This is a genomic window from Bradyrhizobium sp. CIR18 (assembly GCF_014198295.1).
GTDB lineage: Bacteria > Pseudomonadota > Alphaproteobacteria > Rhizobiales > Xanthobacteraceae > Bradyrhizobium.
In genome coordinates, this window is sequence record NZ_JACIHF010000002.1 from 679788 (window position 1) to 699109 (window position 19322).

Consider the following 19322-nt stretch of genomic DNA (forward strand, 5'->3'; position numbering starts at 1 on the left):
CGCTAGCCAGCGCCGGGAGGCGGCGGCAGGAAGTGGATGTTGAACTCGGCGGCCATCGCCACCACGTCCTCCGGCTTCTGTTCCTTCATGTTGTGAAGGCCCCAGAACAGGTCGAACAGCTTCTTGGTCGGTGACACCCAGAACAGCACCTTTGCGGTCTGCTCCGACTTGTTGAAGATGCCGTGCGGCACGCCCATGCCGAGGCGGATCAGGTCGCCGGCGGTCGCCTGCGACTCGGAATTGCCCAGCATGAAGTCGAGCTTGCCCTCCAGCATGTAGAGATATTCGTCTTGGTCGGGATGAATGTGCGGCGGCACGAACGTGCCCGGCGGCAATGTCGCGTGCCAGGAGAAGCTGTGCTCGGTCTTGCTCTTCGGCACGTAGGTTTGACCGAGGATGTTCCAGGAAATGCCCTGGATCCCCTCGTTGGCCCGGGTAATGCCGGTGATCTCGCTGCTCATTGAAGTCCTCCCTTAACGCGACGCGCGGCTTTAGTTCGCCGCCTTGCAGTCCTTGGCGTAGCGGTCGCCGTAATTCTCGAAGACCTTCTGCACGATCTCGGTCTGGAACTTACCGTCCGGACGCTTGGCGACCTTGGTCAGGTAGAAGTCCTGGATCGGATAGCCGTTGGCGTTGAACTTGAAGCCGCCGCGCAGCGAGGTGAAGTCGGCCTTCTTCAGCGCGGCCCCGACCGCGTCCTTGTTCGACAGGTCGCCCTTGACGGCCTTGACCGCGCTGTCGATCAGCATCGCGGCGTCATACGCCTGGAAGGCGTAGGTGCCGGGCACGACGTTATAGGCGGCTTCATAGGACGCGACGAACTTCTTGTTCTGGGCATTGTCGAGATTGGGCGCCCAGTTGGCGCCGCCGAACATGCCGACGGCCGCATCCTGCTGCGCCGGCAGCGTCGATTCATCCACCGTAAACGCCGAGAGCACCGGAATGCTGTCGGCGAGGCCGGCCTGCCGGTACTGCTTGACGAGATTGACGCCGAGACCGCCGGGCATGAACGTAAAGAGTGCGTCGGGCTTTTGCGAGGAGATCTTGGAAAGCTCCGGCTGGAAGTCCAGGGTGTTCAGCGGCATGTAGGATTCCTCGACGATCTCGCCCTTGTAGTCGAGCTTGAAGCCCGCCACCGAATCCTTGCCGGCCTGATAGTTCGGCACCATCAGGTACATGCGCTTGTAGCCGCGATCCTGCGCGACCTTGCCGAGGATCTCGTGCACCTGATCGTTCTGATACGAGGTCACATAGAAGAACGGGTTGCAGTCCTTGCCGGCAAAGGTCGACGGGCCGGCGTTGGGGCTGATCAGAAAGGTCTTCGATTCCGTCACGGGCCGGTGGATCGCCTGCAGGATGTTGGAGAAGATCGGGCCGATCACGAAGTCGACCTTGTCGCGTTCGAGCAGACCCTTGACCTTGGTCACCGCCGCGTCCGGCTTCAGTTCGTCATCGACCACGACGACCTCGACGTCACGGCCGCCCATCTTGCTGCCGAGGTCCTTTACTGCGAGCGCAAAGCCGTCGCGAACCTGCTGGCCAAGCGCTGCGGCGGGTCCCGACAGGGTCACGATCACCCCGAGCTTGATCTTCTCCTGGGCGAGGGCGGGGGGCATGGCGGTGCCGAGCAGCAGGGCTGTTGCGGCCAAGGTCAATTGCGTCTTCATGATCTGTCCCCCGTGACATCAGGGCTTGCGTTGCAAGCCGCGTACTCTGATCCAAGCTTATGCTGATGATGGCGGCCGCGGCAAGCAGCGCTCAAAGTGTCGTCATCCCGCGGGCAGCGGCGCATGCAAGCGGCGCGCCAATTATTTGAAGCCTAAAGAAATTGGCGTGCGGTCGATTGTTGCAGCTTTGGACTTGCGGCCGGCGTCGATTTATTTGAAGCTCAAAATGTTGGGGAATCCGTGCCGGCGCCAATGCCCGCCGAGAGTGAACGCACCGAGATGCTCGATTCCGAGACCAAGGCCGTCGAAACGCCGGAAGACCATGCCGACGAGCTTCGGCTGTGGCTGCGCCTTCTGACCTGCACCACCCTGATCGAGGGCGAGGTTCGCGGCCGGCTGCGGCAGCGGTTCGACGTCACGCTGCCCCGCTTCGATTTGATGGCGCAGCTCGACAAGGCGCCTGACGGCATGACGCTGTCCGATGTCTCCAAGCGCATGATGGTGTCGAACGGCAATGTCACCGGTCTCGTCGAGCGCCTCGTGGAATCCGGCCATCTCGACCGTCGTACCTCGGAGACGGATCGCCGGGTCCAGGTGATCCGCCTCACGAAACTCGGTCGCGCCGAGTTCCGCAAGATGGCCGCGGAGCACGAGACCTGGATCGCCGATCTCTTCGCCGACCTTTCGCCGAAGGATGTGCGCGAATTGATGCGGCTGCTCGCCAAGACCAAGGCGTCGGCGCAGAAATCGGCCGCGCGCCGCCGGCCGTAAGCACCGCCGCCCAATCCCTTTTGCCGCAGGAAAAAGCACGGAATGCCCAAAATCCGCTATTGCGCCAAATTGTTTTAAGCCTAAAATGTTTCCCAGATCGTGCTGCCGGGTGCAATCCATGCTGAAAGGAGCGTGCGATGGCCAACGCCGCCAAGATTCAAGTGTCGGGCTCGCATGACGGCAACGCTGCGACGGCCCATGTCGATACGTTTGCGCGGCAGCATCTGCCGCCACGCGAGCTCTGGCCCGAGTTCATCTTCACGCGGCCGGAGCTGCACTATCCGCCGCGACTGAACTGCGTCAGTTATTTCCTCGACCGCTGGGTCGAGCAGGGCCATGGCGATGCGCCCTGCGTCATCAGTCCCGCCGTCAGCTACACCTATCGCGAGCTGCAAGCGCTGGTGAACCGCATCGCCAACGTGCTGGTCGGCAAGCTCGGTCTCATCCCCGGCGGGCGTGTGCTGTTGCGCTCGGCCAACAACCCGATGATGGTCGCGACCTATCTCGCAGTCATCAAGGCCGGTGGCATTGTCGTGGCCACGATGCCGCTCTTGCGCGCCAAGGAGCTGTCCTACCCGATCCAGAAGGCGGAGATTGCGCTCGCGCTGTGCGACGGAAAGCTCGCCGAGGAGATGGAGAGGGCAAAGGCTGCGGCGCCAATTCTCAAGCGAGTTGTTTATTGGGGCAATGGCGCGGCGGACTCGCTCGAAGCGCTCAGCGCTGACGCGAGCCCGGAGTTCAAGGCCGTCGATACCGCCTCAGATGACGTCTGCCTGATCGCCTTTACGTCCGGCACGACAGGCGATCCCAAGGGCACCATGCATTTCCACCGCGACATGCTCGCGGTCTGCGACGGCTATGCGCGCAACATCCTGCGAGCCGAACAGAAGGATCGCTTCGTCGGCTCGGCGCCGCTCGCGTTCACCTTCGGCTTCGGCGGTGTGCTGTTTCCGATGCATATCGGCGCCTCTTTCGTGGTGCTGGAGAAGACGACGCCCGACGACGTGCTGACGGCAATCGAGCAATACAAGACCACGGTCTGCTTCACGGCGCCGACCGCTTACCGGGCGATGATCGGCAAGCTGCCGGGCCGCGACATCTCCTCGCTTCGCAAATGTGTTTCCGCGGGCGAGACGCTGCCCAAGCCGACTTTCGACGCCTGGCTCAAGGCGACCGGGATCAAGCTGATGGACGGCATCGGCTCGACTGAATTGCTGCACATCTTCATCAGCGCGACCGAGGACGAGATCCGCCCCGGCGCGACGGGCAAGCCCGTGCCGGGCTATGAGGCCAAGATCGTCGACGATGACGGCCACGATTTGCCGCCGGGCACGATGGGGAACCTCGCGGTGCGCGGGCCGACCGGATGCCGCTATCTCGCCGACGAGCGGCAGCGCAAATACGTCAAGAACGGCTGGAATATCACCGGCGACACCTACCTGATGGATAGCGACGGCTATTTCTGGTACCAGTCTCGCTCCGACGACATGATCGTGTCGGCCGGCTACAATATCGCGGGCACCGACGTCGAGGCGGCGCTGCTCACGCATCCGGCGGTCGCCGAGTGCGGCGTGGTCGGTGCCCCCGACGAGGCGCGCGGCATGATCGTGAAGGCCTATGTCGTCGCGACGCCCGGCGTGACACCGGACGCAGAGCTCGTGACCGAGTTGCAGGAACATGTCAAACGCGAGATCGCGCCGTATAAATATCCGCGTGCCATCGAATTCGTGACGCAACTACCCAAGACCGAGACCGGAAAACTGAAGCGCTTTGCCCTGCGGCAACTGGCGCAGGCCGCCGCAACGTCCTCAGGCGTCGCGGCGGAATGAGAGAGGGATGAAGAATTGTCCGTGACGACGCCGAAAGGCCCGCAACTCGCGGTGCTGCCGACAGCAGCCGAGGATGACACCCGCTCGCGGGTGCAGGTGCTCCAGCCGTCGGGGTGGCCGATGCCGAAGGGCTACGCCAATGGCATGGCCGCTGAGGGGCGCATCGTCGTCACGGGCGGGGTGATCGGCTGGGATGCCGAAGAGCGTCTTGCCGACGGCTTTGTCGCGCAGGTGGCGCAGACCTTGAGCAACATCGCCGCGATCTTGGCTGAGGCAGGCGCGAGGCCCGAGCACCTCGTGCGGTTGACCTGGTATGTCGTCGACATGGACGAGTACCTGTCCAACCTGAAGGAGCTCGGCAAGGTCTACCGTGCCGTCTTCGGCGCAAATTACCCGGCGATGGCGCTGGTGCAGGTGGTGCGCCTCGTGGAGAAGGCGGCGCGCGTCGAGATCGAGGCCACCGCCGTCATTCCACGCTGAATCGCGTCCGGTTCAGCTCGCCTTGTCAGCTTGCCTTGTCAGCTGGCCTTGGCGAGCTCGTCGTCCTCGGGCGAGTTCAGATAGACGCCCGACATGGTGTCGACCCAGCACAGATGGTCGTGCACCTTCTTCACGCCGTCGACGTTCTCGGCTGCGACGATCGCGGCCTGCCGCGTGCGCTCTTCGGTGATGACGCCGCTGAGATGAACGATGCCGTCGCGGACGATGACGTTCAGCCCGAACGGGCACCAGTCGTTCTTCTCCATGGTGTCGATGATGCGGCTGCGAATGTGGTCGTCATCCGCCGTCGGATCACGCACTTCGCGGGCGAGCCCCGCCACCGCCTGCAGCAGATTGGCGCGGGATACGATCCCGACGACCTTGTCGCCGCGCACCACCGGTAGCCGCTTCACGTTGTTCCGCTCCATGAGGTCGACGATCTCGGCGAGCGCCGTATCCTCCGTGATGGTGACGACCGTGTCGGTCATCACCTCCGCGACCTTGCGGCCGTGCTCGTGGACGAAATCGCTGGCCGACTTGCCCGGACCAAGGATGAACCGCAGCCAGCGTCCGCGCTTGCGCCCGGTGCCGATTTCGCTGCGGCGGATGAAATCTCCTTCCGACACGACGCCGACCAGCTTGCCGGTATCGTCGACCACCGTGAGACCGCTGACATGCCGCTTCAGCATGATATTTGCCGCCTCGACGATGCTTGTGTCGGGGGTAACCGAGATGACCGACCGGGTCATGATCTGGTGGGCGCGCATGGACAACTCCGCTGGCTCTATCGAAATTCAATGCGCGAAAACTAGCGCGGACATCAGGGTGCGGCTTGACTCAGGTCAATCGGACGAGGCCGTCCGTCCTGATTAAGCAATCGTGATCCGCGCCCCGGATTTGATGCAGCTCAACGCCTCTGCGAAGCCTCGTCATATCCTGCTGCCGACCTAGACCAGAAGCCCCTCGGGAACATTGAGCCATGAGCGTCGTGCAGATCTTTCCACGGGCCGAAGTGCCGGCGGCGCAGGCTCTTCCCGTCAATCCCGTCGCTGCTCCCGAAGCCTCGACGGTGAGCCCCGAAACACCCGCCGGAATGCCTGCCGCCGCCGATCCTCCGCCTGCATCGGAGCCATATCCTCTCGACCGCGCATTTCACGCGATGCTGGCGCGATTCACAGGCGGGATTTCGCCGCTGGCCTTGTCGCGGGCCTGGCTCGACTGGAGTTCGCATCTGGCTGCGGCGCCGCAGCGCCAGATGGAGATTGTCCGCAGCATCCTGCGCGACACCGGCCGGCTGGCGGAAGCCGCCGCGCACGCGGCGTCACCGGAGCAAAAGCCGTGGTCTGTGATCCAGCCGCAGGGACGCGATCGCCGCTTCAGCGGACCGCAATGGGAGACCGCGCCGTTCAATCTGCTGGCGCAGGCATTTCTGCTCACAGAGCGCTGGTGGCGGGATGCGGCGACCGGCGTGCGCGGCGTGTCGCACGCCAATGAGGCCATTGTCGAGTTCTCGATGCGCCAGATGCTCGACATGCTGGCGCCGTCGAATTTCGCGGCGACCAATCCGAAAGTCCTGGAGAAGGCGTTCCAGAGCGGCGGCGAGAACTTTGTCTTCGGTTGGCAGAACTGGTGCAGCGACTTGATGCGCCTGCTGTCCGCCTCGAAACTGGCGGACGGCGAGCAGTTTGTGGTCGGCAGGTCGGTGGCGGCGTCGCCCGGCAAGGTCGTCTACCGTAACGCGCTGATCGAGCTGATCCAATACCGTCCGACCACGGCGCAGGTGCGACCAGAGCCGATCCTGATCGTGCCGGCCTGGATCATGAAGTACTACATCCTCGATCTCTCGCCTCAGAACTCGCTGGTCAGATATCTGACGGGTCAGGGTTTCACCGTGTTCGCGATCTCCTGGCGCAACCCGGATGCGACGGATCGGGATCTCGCCTTCGACGACTATCGCAGGCTGGGGGTCATGGCGGCGCTGGACATGATCGGCCGCGTTATGCCGGGTCGGAAGACCCATGCGCTCGGCTATTGTCTGGGAGGTACATTGCTGTCGATCGCTGCCGCCGCGATGGAGCGCGACGGTGATAAGCGCCTCGGCACCGTTACTCTCCTTGCCGCCCAGACAGACTTCACCGAGGCCGGAGAGCTGACGCTCTTCATCAATGAGAGCCAGGTCGCCTTTCTCGAAGATATGATGTGGCAGCGCGGTTACCTCGACACGACCCAGATGGCCGGCGCCTTTCAGCTGCTGCGCTCCAACGAGTTGATCTGGTCGCGGCTGTCGCAGGACTATCTGATGGGTGAGGGCGCGCCACCGAGCGATCTGATGGCGTGGAACGCGGACGCAACGCGGCTGCCTTACCGCATGCATTCGGAATATCTGCGAAAGCTGTTCCTCGACAACGATCTGGCCGGCGGGCGCTATCACGTCGGCGGCAGGAACGTTTCGCTGTCCGATCTTCACGCCCCGATGTTCGTGGTCGGCACGCTGGCCGATCACGTCGCGCCGTGGCGATCCGTCTACAAGATTCACTATCAGGTCGATGCCGACGTGACGTTCCTGTTGACCAGCGGCGGTCACAATGCCGGCGTCGTCGCGCCTCCCGACGAGCCCGGCCACAGCTATCAAGTGCTGAGCAAGGCCGAGGACGCGCCCTATGTCGGTGCGGACGAATGGCTGAAGCTGGCTCCGCGCGTTGAAGGGTCGTGGTGGCCGGAATGGACCAAATGGCTGGCGGCGCGCTCCGGTGCGCCCTGCGATCCGCCGCCGATCGGGCTTGGAGACGCTCCCGGCCTGCCCGATGCGCCAGGGGACTACGTCCACACTTAAACCTCCGGCTCGGAATTCGGTGCGAGGTCCGAGGAGCGGAAGGGTTTGGTTTTGTCCAGTTTGCGGTAGGCCGTTGACGCCGTCCGCAACAGCTTCTTTTCCCGTTTGCGGTTGCGGAATCGATTGCCGGCTTCGAGGCCGGCGCCGTTCAACGACGCCGCCAGCGCCTGTCCCCGCGCATCGTCGTTCAATCGTCCGAGCGACCGTTGCGCCTTGCGCAATTTCTTGAGGATGGATTTCTGTTTCGTCAGCGATTCATCGGCGAACAGGTCCTGGAGCGACTCGATCGAATAGGTCAGCCGCTTGTTGAGAATCCGCAGCTTGTGGCGCTTCTCGACGTCGAGCTTGCGGAGTTTTCGCGCCTTCTTGAGCAGCGCCGTCTCCCACTCGGTCAGCCGCTCCGTCGCGTGATAGGCGAGCGTGCAGCGGCGCAATCGTATGGCTTCCTTGCTGCGCCGGGTCGACCAGGGGCCGCTCTCGATCCAGGTCGAGGTCTGCTCGACAAGGCGGCGATACCGCGCGGATTGCAGCGCGCGCGCCAGCAGGCGGTGGCTCTCGGCGCGCTTTTCGTCCCAACGCTGAAGCTCGGCGACCACCGCGAGATTGTCGCCACTCTCGGCGACGATCCGCTCGATCGCCACGTCGAGATCCCGTACCATGCCGAGCTGACCGTTCAGCCATTTTAGCTCGGCCCAGACCTTCGGGCGCAGGGCGTCGTCGACTATCGGCGAGAAGAAGCGGATGGCAGTTCGCAGATGCGTCAATGCGATCCGGATCTGGTGCAGCGCGTCGGGATCGCCGCGGCAGGTGCCGTCATGCTGGGCGAGCACGGCATCGAGGTGACGGCGCGCGATGATGCGGAACGCCGTATCGCAGGCCATGCCGGGGCTGAGGCGGCCGGGCAGGGCATTGCGCCGCGCCGCCGGCGTGGCGCGAACGGCCGTCGAGGTCGTGGTGGGTCGCGCCATCTTTGTCCGCGCCAATCAGATTGCCTTATTTGCTTTCAGCGATCGCGTCCCGGCAGTTCTGGAGCGTCTGCGCTTGTGTCCCGGATGCATCGATGGTCGCCCAGCCGACGTGACCGATATTATAGTGCTCTTGCCGCGCAGCAACCTCTTGCGTGGCGTCGGATGCGTCTCCCCGGCGACTTCCGATCCGCATCTGCCGGGTCGCGAGGTCCGCAACCAGAAACAGGCCGTTCAGGGGCACATTGCGCTCCCGCGCCAGTGTGGCGATCGCGTCCCGTTCGTCCTCGCGGGCGAAGACGCCGTCGATGATCGCCGAATGGCCCTGCGCCAGCACCCGCCGGGCGTGCTGAACCAGCGTGTCGTAGACGCGGGCCGCGTGCTCCGGCGTGTAGGCGGACGGCGGCAGGCGGTGCGTGTCCTCGACCCCGAACATCTGCTTGCGGACGAGGTCGCTGCGCAGCACGATTGCTCCCGGGGGCGGTGCGACGACGGGCGCGAGCGCGAGCGCCAGGACCGTCTTGCCGGTGCCTGACAGGCCGCCGACCGCAATCAGGCGCGGAGCAGGAGGATGGATCAGCTTCCTGGCGAGGTCAAAATAACGCTGTGCCTGGTCAAGGATGCCGGGGTCATCGGAATGCGGCGGCTTCAGCCGTGCCAGGGCCACCTGGGCGCGGATCGCCGCCCGGATGGACATCAACAGCGGCAGGACCGAGAGCGCGTCGAGATTGTCGGCCGGCGTCACGGCGAGATAGCGATTCAGGACGATGTTGGCCGCATCTGGCTGATCGTGGTGCAACAGGTCCATCAGCGTGAATGCGAGATCGTAAAGCACGTCGACGGTTGCCATCTGCGCATCGAACTCGATGGCGTCGAACAGCACCGGCCGGTCGTCGATCAGAACGATGTTTGCGAGATGCAGATCGCCATGGCAGCGGCGCACGAAGCCTTGACCGCCGCGCTCTGCGAGCAGCGGACGAACACGCAAAAATGCCTCGTGGGAGGCTTTGCCTAGCTTGTCGACGTCTGCCGCGTTGAAATGGCCGCCGGTCCGCAGGCCGTGACTGTTGCCGTGGATCAGGGCGGGGATGGAGGCGACCCATGCGTCGCCGTCGGCGCGTGTCGCCGCGCCGTGGGAAGCGACGATCGCGTCGGCGGCAGCCGAGGCAAGGGCTGCATCCAGCGGGCCGGCCTTTGCCAGATGATCGAGCGTCCGGTTTTCGTCGAAGCGCGCCATCTCCACCGCATACTCGATCGGCCGGCCGGGACCGTCGACCTGCACCGAGCCGTCCGCCTCCTCGGTGATCGCCACGACCCGGTGGTAGATCTGCGGCGCCAGCGGCCGGTTGATCCGGATTTCCTCCTCGCAGGCCGCCTTGCGCTTCTCGAGCGTCGAATAATCGAGGAAGGGAAACTGCACGGCGCGCTTGATCTTCAACGCGCGCTTGCCGTCGAGGAACACGGAAGCTGCGTGCGTATCGATCCGCCTCACGTCAGGATGCACGGCAGAATCGGTTAGAGCCGCAAAGATCCGGTCCTGGGTCGCAGAATCGTTTGTCATTCCCGCTGGCACATCCAGATGCGTCGGAAGGCGGCCCGTCCGCCGACCAAGGTAATCCTTAGAAGCAGATCGCGGCCAGTCCTTGACGTCGGTTAACGCCAGTTACTGGTGGACTGGACGAGGTTTTCTTGGCTTGACGAGGATCAAGCCTCTCGACCAAAGCCGGCCTATTGTGGCGGCCAAGGAGAATCCCGATGCCCATCAAGGATGTCTTTCTGCCGCTTGTCGGCCAGCCGCGCGGATCGGCCCTGGTTGCGATCGAGAAATGTGTGGCCGTCGCCGCCGACCTCGGCGCCAGGATCACGGCGCTCGCGCTCGAGGAAGACGTTTTCGAGCGGCCGAAAGTGATGCTGCCCCATGACCGCGATTCCGCGGAGGCCGGCAGTTCGCGTGAGGCGAACGACACGCAGCAGCTCCTCAATGCCTTCACCAATGCGGCGTCCCGCGCCAACATTCGCGCCCAGAGCCGAACGGGCAAGGTGCCGGCGGACGAGATCGCGGCGATCCTGGCCGAGCATGCCCGTTTCAGCGATCTCACGCTGTTTCCCGTGAAGCCGCACGACAGCCGAACGGAGCACATCATCGAAACTTTCCTGTTCGAATCCGGGCGGCCGCTGCTGCTCTGCCCGGAGCAGCATGCGGAGCAGTTGCGGCCGGAATTCGAGAACGTCATGATCGCCTGGGATCATTCTGCCCGCGCTGCGCGTGCGGTCGGCGACGCCTTGCCGATTCTTCAGGCTGCCAGCGTGGTCCGTGTGGTGACGGTAACGCAGGACAGGGATGACGCAGTCGTGCAATCCGGCGCGGCTCTCGTCGATCATCTCAGGGAACACGGGGTCTATGCCTCCTTCGAAACGGTGACCGGCAACGGCAGCTCGATCGGCAAGGTGCTGGGAAGCTGGGCGAATTCCCACGGCATGGATGCGATCGTGATGGGCGCCTACCATCACTCACGCCTGAACGAGATCGTGTGGGGCGGTGTGACAAAGACCGTCATTGGCCAGCCACCGTGCTGGGTTATGATCTCGCACTAGGCTCGCCATCTTTCCAGCCTGATCGTCAACCATCGGAACCGCCGCTGACCCGGCGCATTTGCTTTCATGTCAACCTATCGTCTCAACAATCTGCTGGCGCCGCGTTCGGTTGCGCTCGTCGGCGCGAGCGCCCGTCCGGTCTCCGTTGGACGCGCCGTTCTGGAAAACATCCACAAGACCGAATTCAAGGGGCGGTTCGGCCTCGTCAATCCACGCCATGCCGAAATCGGCGGCGTCGCCGCGGTGAAAAACCTGGACGGCTTGGACTTCGTGCCCGAGCTCGTGGTCATCACCGCGCCGGCGCGCGAGATTCCCGGTATCATCGACCAGGCCGGGCGTCGCGGCTCGGCGGGCGCGCTGATCGTCTCGGCCGGGCTCGGCCACGGACCGGGATCTCTGCATGAGGCTGCAATCGCGGCGGCCCGCAAATACGGCATGCGGCTGATCGGACCGAACTGCCTCGGCATCATGATGCCCGGAGTCAGCCTGAATGCCAGCTTTGCCGCACACATGCCGGGGGCGGGCAGCCTCGCGTTGATCTCGCAATCGGGCGCGATCGCTGCCGGCATGGTCGACTGGGCTGCGCAGCGCGGCGTCGGCTTTTCCGGCATCGTCTCGATCGGCGATCAGATCGACGTCGATATCGCCGATCTGCTCGACTATTTCGCGATGGATCACAAGACGCGCGCGATCCTGCTCTACATCGAATCCATCAAGGATGCGCGCAAGTTCATGTCGGCGGCGCGTGCCGCCGCTCGCGTCAAGCCCGTCGTCGTGGTGAAATCCGGCCGCATGGCGCAGGGCGCAAAGGCGGCCGCCACGCATACCGGCGCGCTCGCCGGCGCGGACGCGGTCTATGACGCGGCGTTCCGCCGCGCGGGTGTCCTGCGCGTCTCAGATCTGCGTGAGCTGTTCGATTGCGCCGAGACGCTCGGCCGCGTCGAATCTCCGACGGGAAAGCGTCTCGCCATCCTGACCAACGGTGGCGGCATCGGCGTCCTCGCCGTCGATCGATTGGTCGAGCTCGGCGGAATTCCGGCGACTATCTCGCCGGAGGTGCGCAAGACGCTCGATGCGGCTCTGCCGCCGACCTGGTCCGGTGCAAATCCCGTCGACATCGTGGGCGATGCCGACGCCTCGCGCTACGCGGCGGCGCTGGAGGTGCTGCTGGCCGATCGCGACAATGATGCGGTCCTGGTCCTCAACGTGCAAACGGCGATCGCCTCGGCCGCCGAGATCGCCACGACCGTGACCGAGATCGTCGGCAAATATCGCGAGCAGCACCGCCGATGGGCCAAGCCCGTATTGGCGGCCTGGGTCGGCGCCGATCAGCACATCATTCAGGCCCTTTCCGGTGCCGGTATGCCGAACTATCCGACCGAGGACGACGCGGTGCGCGGCTTCATGCATCTGGTCCGGCACCGCGAAGTGGTGGAGGAGCTGAGCCAGGTTCCTCCCGCGATGCCCGATACGTTCGTGCCGGATGCAAGGGGGGCGAGGCAGATCGTCACGGCCGCGATTGCTGATGGCCGCGAGTGGCTCGAGCCTGTCGAGATCAAGCACCTGCTCGAGGCCTACGACATCGCTATGGTGCCGACCTATGCGGCGGCCGATGTCGAGCAGGCGGTGGCCTATGCGAGGGAAATCTTCGCGCAGGGCGGCACCGTGGTGCTGAAGATCATGTCGCGGGACATCATCCACAAATCCGATGTCGGCGGCGTCGTGCTCAATCTGACGACGCCGGAGGCCGTGCGGGCCGCCACTTCAGACATCCTCGCCCGGGCGAGAAAGCTGCGGCCCCAGGCCCGCATCGGCGGCGTCATCGTCCAGGCGATGGTCGTCAAGGCGAAGGCGCGCGAGTTGATCCTGGGCCTCGCCGACGATCCCACCTTCGGCACCGTCGTGGTGTTCGGCCGCGGTGGCACGGCAGTGGAGATCATCAACGACAAGGCGCTGGCGCTGCCGCCGCTGGATTTGCAGCTCGCCCGCGATTTGATCGACCGCACGCGCGTGTCGCGGCTGCTAAAGGCCTATCGTGATGTGCCGGCCGTCAAGCAGGACGCCGTCGCCATGGTGCTGGTCAAGCTGGCGCAGATGGCGGCCGACATTCCCGAGATCCGCGAATTCGACATCAATCCGCTGCTGGCGGACGAAACCGGTGTGACCGCGGTAGACGCTCGCGTCGCGGTCGGCCCGCCGCAGCGGAAGTTTGTCGGCTCCGGCCCGGCCAATTTCGCCGTTCGCGCCTATCCTTCGCAATGGGAGCGCCGCCTCAAGCTCAAGGATGACTGGCGCATCTTCGTGCGTCCCATGCGCCCCGAGGACGAGCCGACCATCCACGAGTTCCTGCGTCACGTCACGCCGCACGACCTTCGCCTGCGCTTCTTCGCACCGATGAAGGAGTTTACCCACGAGTTCATCGCGCGCCTGACCCAGCTCGACTATGCGCGCGCGATGGCCTTCATCGCCTTTGATGAGGCCACCGGCGAAATGGTCGGCGTGGTCCGGCTCCATTCGGATTCGATCTACGAGAGCGGCGAATACGCGATCCTGCTGCGGTCCGACCTCAAGGGCAGGGGGCTCGGCTGGGCGCTCATGCAGCTCATCATCAACTACGCCAGGTCGGAGGGGCTGAAAGTCATCTCGGGCGACGTGCTCAAGGAGAACACCGTGATGCTCGAAATGTGCCGGCAGCTCGGCTTCGAGGTCAAGCCCGATCCGGCCGAGCCCGATATCTGCGACGTCAAATTGAAGCTCTGAGCGCGCCTGCTTCAGGAGCGCGCTTCAGCCGAATTCGCCGCGGCGGACGTCTTGGAGGCCGTCCGCAGGTTCCTGATAATGATCGCGATCAAGGGCACCAGCACCGGCACGATCGTGCTGAGCGGATGATGCACCGCGCCCGACACCTGGGCCTGAAGCGCACGCGCCTCGAGCTGAAGAGCTTCGATGGAGGTGTCGTGAATCTCGTTGGCGAGCTCGATGTCGCGGCCTGACGGAGCCCGGCCGGCGATCGCGAAGAGAGCGGCCGCGATGGCGAAATTGACGGCGCCGAGGATGGCCGCTGCGGCAATCGCACTCCAGATCTGCACCAGCGCGAAATAGGCAGACAGCTCCAGCATCAGCAGCCCGAACGCCGCGATCAGCGCCGCAAAGGCACGCAAGCCGAGGCCAACAAGCAGATGGCGCAGCCTGATGTCCGCGATGATCCTGTCGGTGCGCCACAGCGCACGCAGATGTTTGACCACATTCTCGGTATTCACCTAATGTCTCCTCAGCATGAATCCGACAACGACGCCGAGCGCGAAGGCGGAGGCGAGCGACGTGATTGGACGCTCTGCTATGAGACCCTGGAGCTGCGCCTGCTCTTCATCCACGGTCTCGCCGAGCTCGGTCAGCGCGGCACGGATCTGATCGGCGAGCGCCTCGGCGCGGTCCTTCGAGCTCTCGAACATCTCCTCGCCGGCGGTGCCCAGCAAGCGTGTGACATCAACCTTCAGCGCCCGCAATTCTTCGCTCATCCTGTCGCTGTCGAACATGGACTCTTATCCCCATTGAATGAAAGCGAGCCTAAGGCGCACCTGTGCGTTCGCGCTTGATTTGCCTCAAGCGGTGGCCGCAGTCCGGGTCTTGAGACAGGTCAAGCCGGCCGCCATATGCTGGCCTAGAAATGCCGTCTGAATGGGGACCGATTGTCCCGATGAGGTGGAAGCGTGAACCACGAACCGCTGTTGCTCGCGACGCCGTCCGGCGACGCGCTGAACCTGCGCCCCGAAGGGCCCTGGACCGCCGCGAATGTGGTCACGCTCGAGACATTGTCCCGGTCGGTCGGTGCCGACGTCGATCGCTCGCGCGTGGTCACCCTGGACATGTCGGGCGTCAGTGCGCTCGACACGCTCGGTGCCTGGGTCCTGGAAAAATTGTCGCGCAGGGCCGCAACATCGGGCAGATCGGCCGAATTCGTCGGCGTCGCCGATCAATTCAGCGGGCTGCTGGATGAGGTGCGCCAGGTCAACCGCCACACGCCGGCCCCGACGGCTGCGCCCAATCCGGTGCTGGCGAGGCTGGGCAATCTCGGCAAGTCCACGGCCGATGCGCGGGAAGACGTCACGATCTTCCTCCAGATGCTCGGCGCATTGTTCATGGCCGTGATCGGCGTGCTGCGCCGGCCGCGTTCGCTGCGGCTGACCTCGCTGGTGTATCAGCTCTACCGCATCGGGTGGCAGGCGATCCCCATCGTCGCGCTGATCACCTTCCTGATCGGCGCCATCATCGCGCAGCAGGGCTTCTTCCACTTCCGCAGGTTCGGCGCGGAGTCCTACACCGTCGACATGGTCGGCATCCTGGTGCTGCGTGAGCTCGGCGTGCTGATCGTCGCCATCATGGTCGCGGGACGGTCGGGAAGCGCCTACACTGCCGAGCTCGGCTCGATGAAGATGCGCGAGGAGATCGACGCGCTCTCGACCATGGGGCTCGATCCCGTCGACGTCCTGATCCTGCCGCGCGTTGCGGCCCTGGTCATTGCGCTGCCGATCCTCACCTTCATCGGATCGATCGCCGCGCTCTATGGCGGCGGTCTCGTCGCGCAGTTCTATGGCGACATGGGGCCGGCGATCTACATCGCCCGGCTGCACGAGGCGATCTCAGTCACCCATTTCGAGGTCGGCATCCTGAAGGCGCCGTTCATGGCGCTGGTGATCGGGATCGTGGCCTGCAGTGAGGGATTGCGGGTCAAGGGCAGCGCGGAGTCGCTCGGGCGGCAGACGACGACATCGGTGGTGAAGTCGATCTTCCTGGTGATCGTCCTCGACGGCCTGTTCGCGATCTTCTTTGCCTCGATCGGAATGTGACGATGGACGCATCGCAGGACCAGTTCGCGATCCGCGTCCGTGACCTCGTGGTCGGATTCGGCCGCCAGACCGTGCTCGACCATTTGTCCCTCGACGTCCGCCGCGGCGAGATTCTCGGGCTGGTGGGGGCGTCCGGCGGCGGCAAGTCGGTGCTGATGCGCACCATCATCGGCCTCATCCCGCGCCAAGGTGGGACCATCGAGGTCATGGGGCAGCCCACCGGCGGCCACGGCCGCGGCGCCGCCACGACATGGGGCATCCTGTTCCAGCAAGGCGCGTTGTTCTCCTCGCTGACGGTCCGCCAGAACGTCCAGTTTCCCTTGCGCGAAAATCTCGTCCTGTCGCAGGAGCTGATGGACGAGATCGCGATCGCCAAGCTCGAGATGGTCGGCTTGCGCGCCCAGGACGCCGACAAATATCCGGCGGAGCTGTCGGGCGGCATGACCAAGCGCGTGGCGCTGGCGCGCGCCGTCGCGCTCGATCCGCCGATCCTGTTCCTGGACGAGCCGACCTCCGGCCTCGATCCGATCGCCGCCGGTGATTTCGACGCGCTGATCACGACGCTGCAAAAGACGCTGGGGCTGACCGTGTTCATGGTGACCCACGACCTCGCGAGCCTGACCACGGTCTGCGATCGCGTCGCCGCCCTCGCCGACGGCAAGATCGTGGCGATCGGCCCGATGCGCGAATTGCTGCAATCCGAGCATCCCTGGGTGCGCGCCTATTTCCACGGCAAGCGCTCGCAGATGCTGCAACACGAGATGAGATGAGACATGGAAACCCGCGCTCCCTACGTGCTGATCGGCAGTTTCGTGCTGGCCGCGATCCTCGCGGTGTTCGGCTTCGTCTACTGGCTGAACAACACCGGCGGCATCGGGCCGCGCACGAACTATCATGTGCAATTCCAGGGGCCGGTCCCAGGCCTCCTGGTCGGCGCCGGCGTGCTGTTCAACGGCATCCGCGTCGGTGAGGTGACCCAGCTCGGGCTCGCGCCGGATAACCCGCGCTTCGTCAATGCGACGATCTCGGTTGCGACCGCCACCCCGGTGCGTTCCGACACCAGGGTCGGCCTCGAATTCCAGGGCCTGACCGGCGTGCCGGTGGTGACGTTGGAGGGCGGCGCGATCGTCGCCAAAGCAGGGGAGCCCGTGACCTTGATCGCCGAAGCCGGCGCCGGCCAGAGCATGACGCAGGCGGCGCGCGATGCGCTGCGCCGGGTCGACACGGTGCTCCAGGACAATTCGGGCCCACTGAAGGACACCATCGCGAATTTCAAGACGTTCTCCGACGGGCTCGCGCGCAACACCGGCAAGCTCGACGGCATTATTGCGGGCCTGGAGAAGATGACCGGCGGTGGGACGCCCGCGCAGAAAATCACCTACGACCTGCGTACGCCGAAGAATCTCGAGCCGGCCGGCAAGACGCTCTCCGCCTCCCTGGCCATTCCCGAGCCGACCGCGGTCGCAATGCTGCAGACCCAGCGCATGCTATTCGCGCCCGTCGGGGACCGGCCGGGTTTTGCGGATTTTCTCTGGGCCGACAGCATTCCGAAACTGGTGCAGGCGCGCCTGATCGACAGCTTCGAGAATTACGACATCGCCCACGCCCCGCTACGCACGAGCGATCTCGGTCAGGCGGATTACCAGCTCCTGATCGACATCCGGCGCTTTCGGATCGCCACGGAGGGCGAGGCACGGGTGGAGATCGAACTGTCGGCGCGGATCGTCGACAAGAACGGCAAGGTGGTGGCATCCCGACTGGTCGAGACCAGCGAAAAGCTCGACAAGGTCGAGCCGGCCGCTGCAGTCGCCGCCTTCGATGCGGCCTTTGCCCGCATCGCCAAGGAGCTGATCGGGTGGAGCGTGCAGGCGGTGTGACGCCTTCTATTCCAGCGTCTTCAGGTAGGACAGGAGATCGTGGATCTGGTCCGGACTGAGCTCGAAGGCCGGCATGTCGTCGTGACCGGTGTAGATCCCTTCGGCCAGCGCCTCACCAAGGGTCTCGATCGGATAACGCTGGTGCAGCGTGCGCAGCGGAGGCGCGCGCTCGAGCGGACTGCGGGAGACGCGGTCGATCGCGTGACAGCGTGCGCAATTGGCCCGTGCGAAGGCCTTGCCGCGCTGTTCGGCGGTCGGGGCCGCCAGCGCCGGCATCATCAGAAGTAGCCCGATCAGGCCGTGACGCAGGGCGGCTTGCAGCATGGAAAATGGCTCCCGTCGAACTCTGGACGCAGAATATGACGGGGACGCCGCTCAAATTTGATCTCTGTCAATTGGCTTTGGCGCAGTGCAGTAAAATGCACCCGCGCGGTGGACTCGGCCTGGTGTCGGGAGCAGCCGGCGCGGGGAGCGGTGGATGAAGCCTTCCGTGGTCACGATCGAGCCGAACGGCCATTTCTGCAGCGATTGCGCCGTACGTGGAGCGGCGGTCTGTTCGTCGCTGGATGCGGCCGAGCTCAGGGAATTCGAGCATCTCGGACGCCGCGTTCATTTTGACTCCGGCGAGACCGTGTTCTCCGAGGAGGACATCACGACCTCGTTCTACAACGTCCTCGAAGGCGTCATGCGGCTGTACAAGCTGCTGCCCGACGGCCGGCGGCAGATCGTCGGTTTTGCCTTGCCCGGCGATTTCCTCGGGATGAACATATCGGGCCGGCACAATTTTTCGGCCGATGCGATCGGCGCGGTGACCGTCTGCCAGTTCGCCAAGGCGCCGTTCGGCCGTTTCATCGAAGACCGGCCGCTTCTACTCAGGCGGATCAACGAGCTGGCTATCCGCGAATTGAGCCAGGCGCGCGACCATATGGTCCTGCTCGGCCGCCGCTCGGCCGACGAGAAGGTCGCGACCTTTCTGCTCGGCTGGCGGGAACGGCAGGTCGCGCTCAAGGGGCTGTCCGACACCGTTCCGCTTCCGATGAGCCGTCAGGACATCGCCGACTATCTCGGTCTGACCATCGAAACCGTCAGTCGCACCTTCACCAAGCTGGAGCGTCACGGTGTGATCGAGATCATTCACGGCGGCATCAGCCTGCTCGATCCTGCCCGTGCCGAGGCGCTGGCCGCAGCCTGATAGTCCGTCCGCAACGCCCCGAAATTTTTGATCTCGATCAATGACACCGGGCGGCTGCAGCAAATAATGCTCCAACAATCCGGGAGGTACATGATGCCCGCTGATGCGTTGCTGGTGACCATCGTCGTCGTCGCGATCTTCGTCGCATTCGCCGCAGCTCTGGCCTGGGCAGACCGGCAAACCAGTGCAGGCCGGCTCGATCCGGATGCCAAGCGCTGACCTCCTGAGATCCTAAGTCCGCTCAGACGCGCCAACAGCCGACGCTC

At 64.5% G+C, this 19322-nt stretch carries 19 protein-coding genes; 11 read left to right on the plus strand and 8 right to left on the minus strand.

Annotated features, from left to right (window positions below):
• Positions 1–2: 2 nt before the first annotated feature.
• Positions 3–461, minus strand: coding sequence for a cupin domain-containing protein (locus GGD65_RS11795; RefSeq protein WP_018319243.1), 459 nt, complete (start codon positions 459–461; stop codon positions 3–5).
• A 30-nt stretch (positions 462–491) separates the two neighbouring features.
• Positions 492–1667, minus strand: coding sequence for an ABC transporter substrate-binding protein (locus GGD65_RS11800; protein WP_183235359.1), 1176 nt, complete (start codon positions 1665–1667; stop codon positions 492–494).
• Positions 1668–1919: 252 nt separating this feature from the next.
• Here GGD65_RS11800 and GGD65_RS11805 point away from each other — a divergent pair, with 252 nt between their 5' ends.
• The 3 genes from GGD65_RS11805 (at position 1920) to GGD65_RS11815 (ending at position 4747) form a co-directional block, all read left to right on the plus strand.
• Positions 1920–2438, plus strand: coding sequence for a MarR family winged helix-turn-helix transcriptional regulator (locus tag GGD65_RS11805; RefSeq protein ID WP_018319244.1), 519 nt, complete (start codon positions 1920–1922; stop codon positions 2436–2438).
• Between the two features lie 137 nt (positions 2439–2575).
• The gene (locus GGD65_RS11810) at positions 2576–4267 is read left to right on the plus strand and encodes a benzoate-CoA ligase family protein (protein WP_183235360.1); all 1692 of its coding nucleotides are present in this window, start codon (positions 2576–2578) and stop codon (positions 4265–4267) included.
• A 21-nt stretch (positions 4268–4288) separates the two neighbouring features.
• Positions 4289–4747, plus strand: coding sequence for a RidA family protein (locus GGD65_RS11815; protein ID WP_409362737.1), 459 nt, complete (start codon positions 4289–4291; stop codon positions 4745–4747).
• A 38-nt stretch (positions 4748–4785) separates the two neighbouring features.
• On the opposite strand, the gene GGD65_RS11820 is transcribed toward GGD65_RS11815, so the two are convergent.
• On the minus strand, positions 4786–5514 hold the full coding sequence (locus tag GGD65_RS11820; RefSeq protein ID WP_092260888.1) for a CBS domain-containing protein: 729 nt from the start codon (positions 5512–5514) through the stop codon (positions 4786–4788).
• Between the two features lie 212 nt (positions 5515–5726).
• Between GGD65_RS11820 and GGD65_RS11825 the strand changes: the two genes are divergently transcribed.
• Entirely contained in the window at positions 5727–7580 is a 1854-nt protein-coding gene (locus GGD65_RS11825; protein ID WP_183235362.1) for an alpha/beta hydrolase, read from the plus strand.
• Here GGD65_RS11825 and GGD65_RS11830 read toward each other — a convergent pair.
• Both GGD65_RS11830 and GGD65_RS11835 read right to left on the minus strand, forming a co-directional pair.
• A complete protein-coding gene (locus tag GGD65_RS11830; protein WP_183235363.1) occupies positions 7577–8548 on the minus strand; it encodes a CHAD domain-containing protein in 972 nt (323 codons plus the stop codon). The genes GGD65_RS11825 and GGD65_RS11830 overlap by 4 nt on opposite strands.
• A gap of 25 nt (positions 8549–8573) precedes the next feature.
• Positions 8574–10106, minus strand: coding sequence for a bifunctional aminoglycoside phosphotransferase/ATP-binding protein (locus GGD65_RS11835; protein ID WP_183235364.1), 1533 nt, complete (start codon positions 10104–10106; stop codon positions 8574–8576).
• Positions 10107–10300: 194 nt separating this feature from the next.
• On the opposite strand from GGD65_RS11835, the gene GGD65_RS11840 reads away from it, so the two are divergent.
• Both GGD65_RS11840 and GGD65_RS11845 read left to right on the plus strand, forming a co-directional pair.
• Entirely contained in the window at positions 10301–11140 is an 840-nt protein-coding gene (locus tag GGD65_RS11840) for a universal stress protein (protein WP_179735634.1), read from the plus strand.
• A gap of 66 nt (positions 11141–11206) precedes the next feature.
• Positions 11207–13900 (plus strand): bifunctional acetate--CoA ligase family protein/GNAT family N-acetyltransferase, encoded by a 2694-nt coding sequence (locus tag GGD65_RS11845; protein WP_183235365.1) that lies wholly within the window; start codon positions 11207–11209, stop codon positions 13898–13900.
• A gap of 11 nt (positions 13901–13911) precedes the next feature.
• Here the strand turns inward: GGD65_RS11845 and GGD65_RS11850 are convergent, their stop codons facing one another.
• Both GGD65_RS11850 and GGD65_RS11855 read right to left on the minus strand, forming a co-directional pair.
• A complete protein-coding gene (locus tag GGD65_RS11850; protein WP_183235366.1) occupies positions 13912–14400 on the minus strand; it encodes a phage holin family protein in 489 nt (162 codons plus the stop codon).
• On the minus strand, positions 14401–14676 hold the full coding sequence (locus GGD65_RS11855) for a hypothetical protein (protein ID WP_018319254.1): 276 nt from the start codon (positions 14674–14676) through the stop codon (positions 14401–14403). It abuts the gene before it with no gap.
• 174 nt (positions 14677–14850) lie between these two features.
• Here GGD65_RS11855 and GGD65_RS11860 point away from each other — a divergent pair, with 174 nt between their 5' ends.
• From GGD65_RS11860 to GGD65_RS11870, 3 genes are read left to right on the plus strand one after another with little or no spacing between them, the layout of a single operon-like run.
• Positions 14851–15987, plus strand: a complete 1137-nt coding sequence (locus GGD65_RS11860) for an ABC transporter permease (protein ID WP_183235367.1) — start codon at positions 14851–14853, stop codon at positions 15985–15987.
• A gap of 2 nt (positions 15988–15989) precedes the next feature.
• Positions 15990–16757: an ABC transporter ATP-binding protein gene (locus GGD65_RS11865; RefSeq protein ID WP_183235368.1), complete on the plus strand. Its 768-nt coding sequence runs from the start codon at positions 15990–15992 to the stop codon at positions 16755–16757.
• 3 nt (positions 16758–16760) lie between these two features.
• Complete coding sequence (locus GGD65_RS11870; protein WP_183235369.1) at positions 16761–17864, plus strand: ABC-type transport auxiliary lipoprotein family protein; 1104 nt, start codon at positions 16761–16763, stop codon at positions 17862–17864.
• A gap of 6 nt (positions 17865–17870) precedes the next feature.
• Here the strand turns inward: GGD65_RS11870 and GGD65_RS11875 are convergent, their stop codons facing one another.
• Positions 17871–18188 carry a cytochrome c gene (locus tag GGD65_RS11875; RefSeq protein ID WP_092260908.1) on the minus strand — a complete coding sequence of 106 codons (318 nt, stop codon included), beginning with the start codon at positions 18186–18188 and terminating at the stop codon, positions 17871–17873.
• A 154-nt stretch (positions 18189–18342) separates the two neighbouring features.
• Between GGD65_RS11875 and GGD65_RS11880 the strand changes: the two genes are divergently transcribed.
• Together GGD65_RS11880 and GGD65_RS40745 are read left to right on the plus strand one after the other, a co-directional pair.
• Positions 18343–19056 carry a helix-turn-helix domain-containing protein gene (locus GGD65_RS11880; RefSeq protein ID WP_018319258.1) on the plus strand — a complete coding sequence of 238 codons (714 nt, stop codon included), beginning with the start codon at positions 18343–18345 and terminating at the stop codon, positions 19054–19056.
• A 90-nt stretch (positions 19057–19146) separates the two neighbouring features.
• Positions 19147–19275, plus strand: coding sequence for a hypothetical protein (locus GGD65_RS40745; RefSeq protein WP_283813663.1), 129 nt, complete (start codon positions 19147–19149; stop codon positions 19273–19275).
• The last annotated feature ends 47 nt before the right edge of the window (positions 19276–19322 follow it).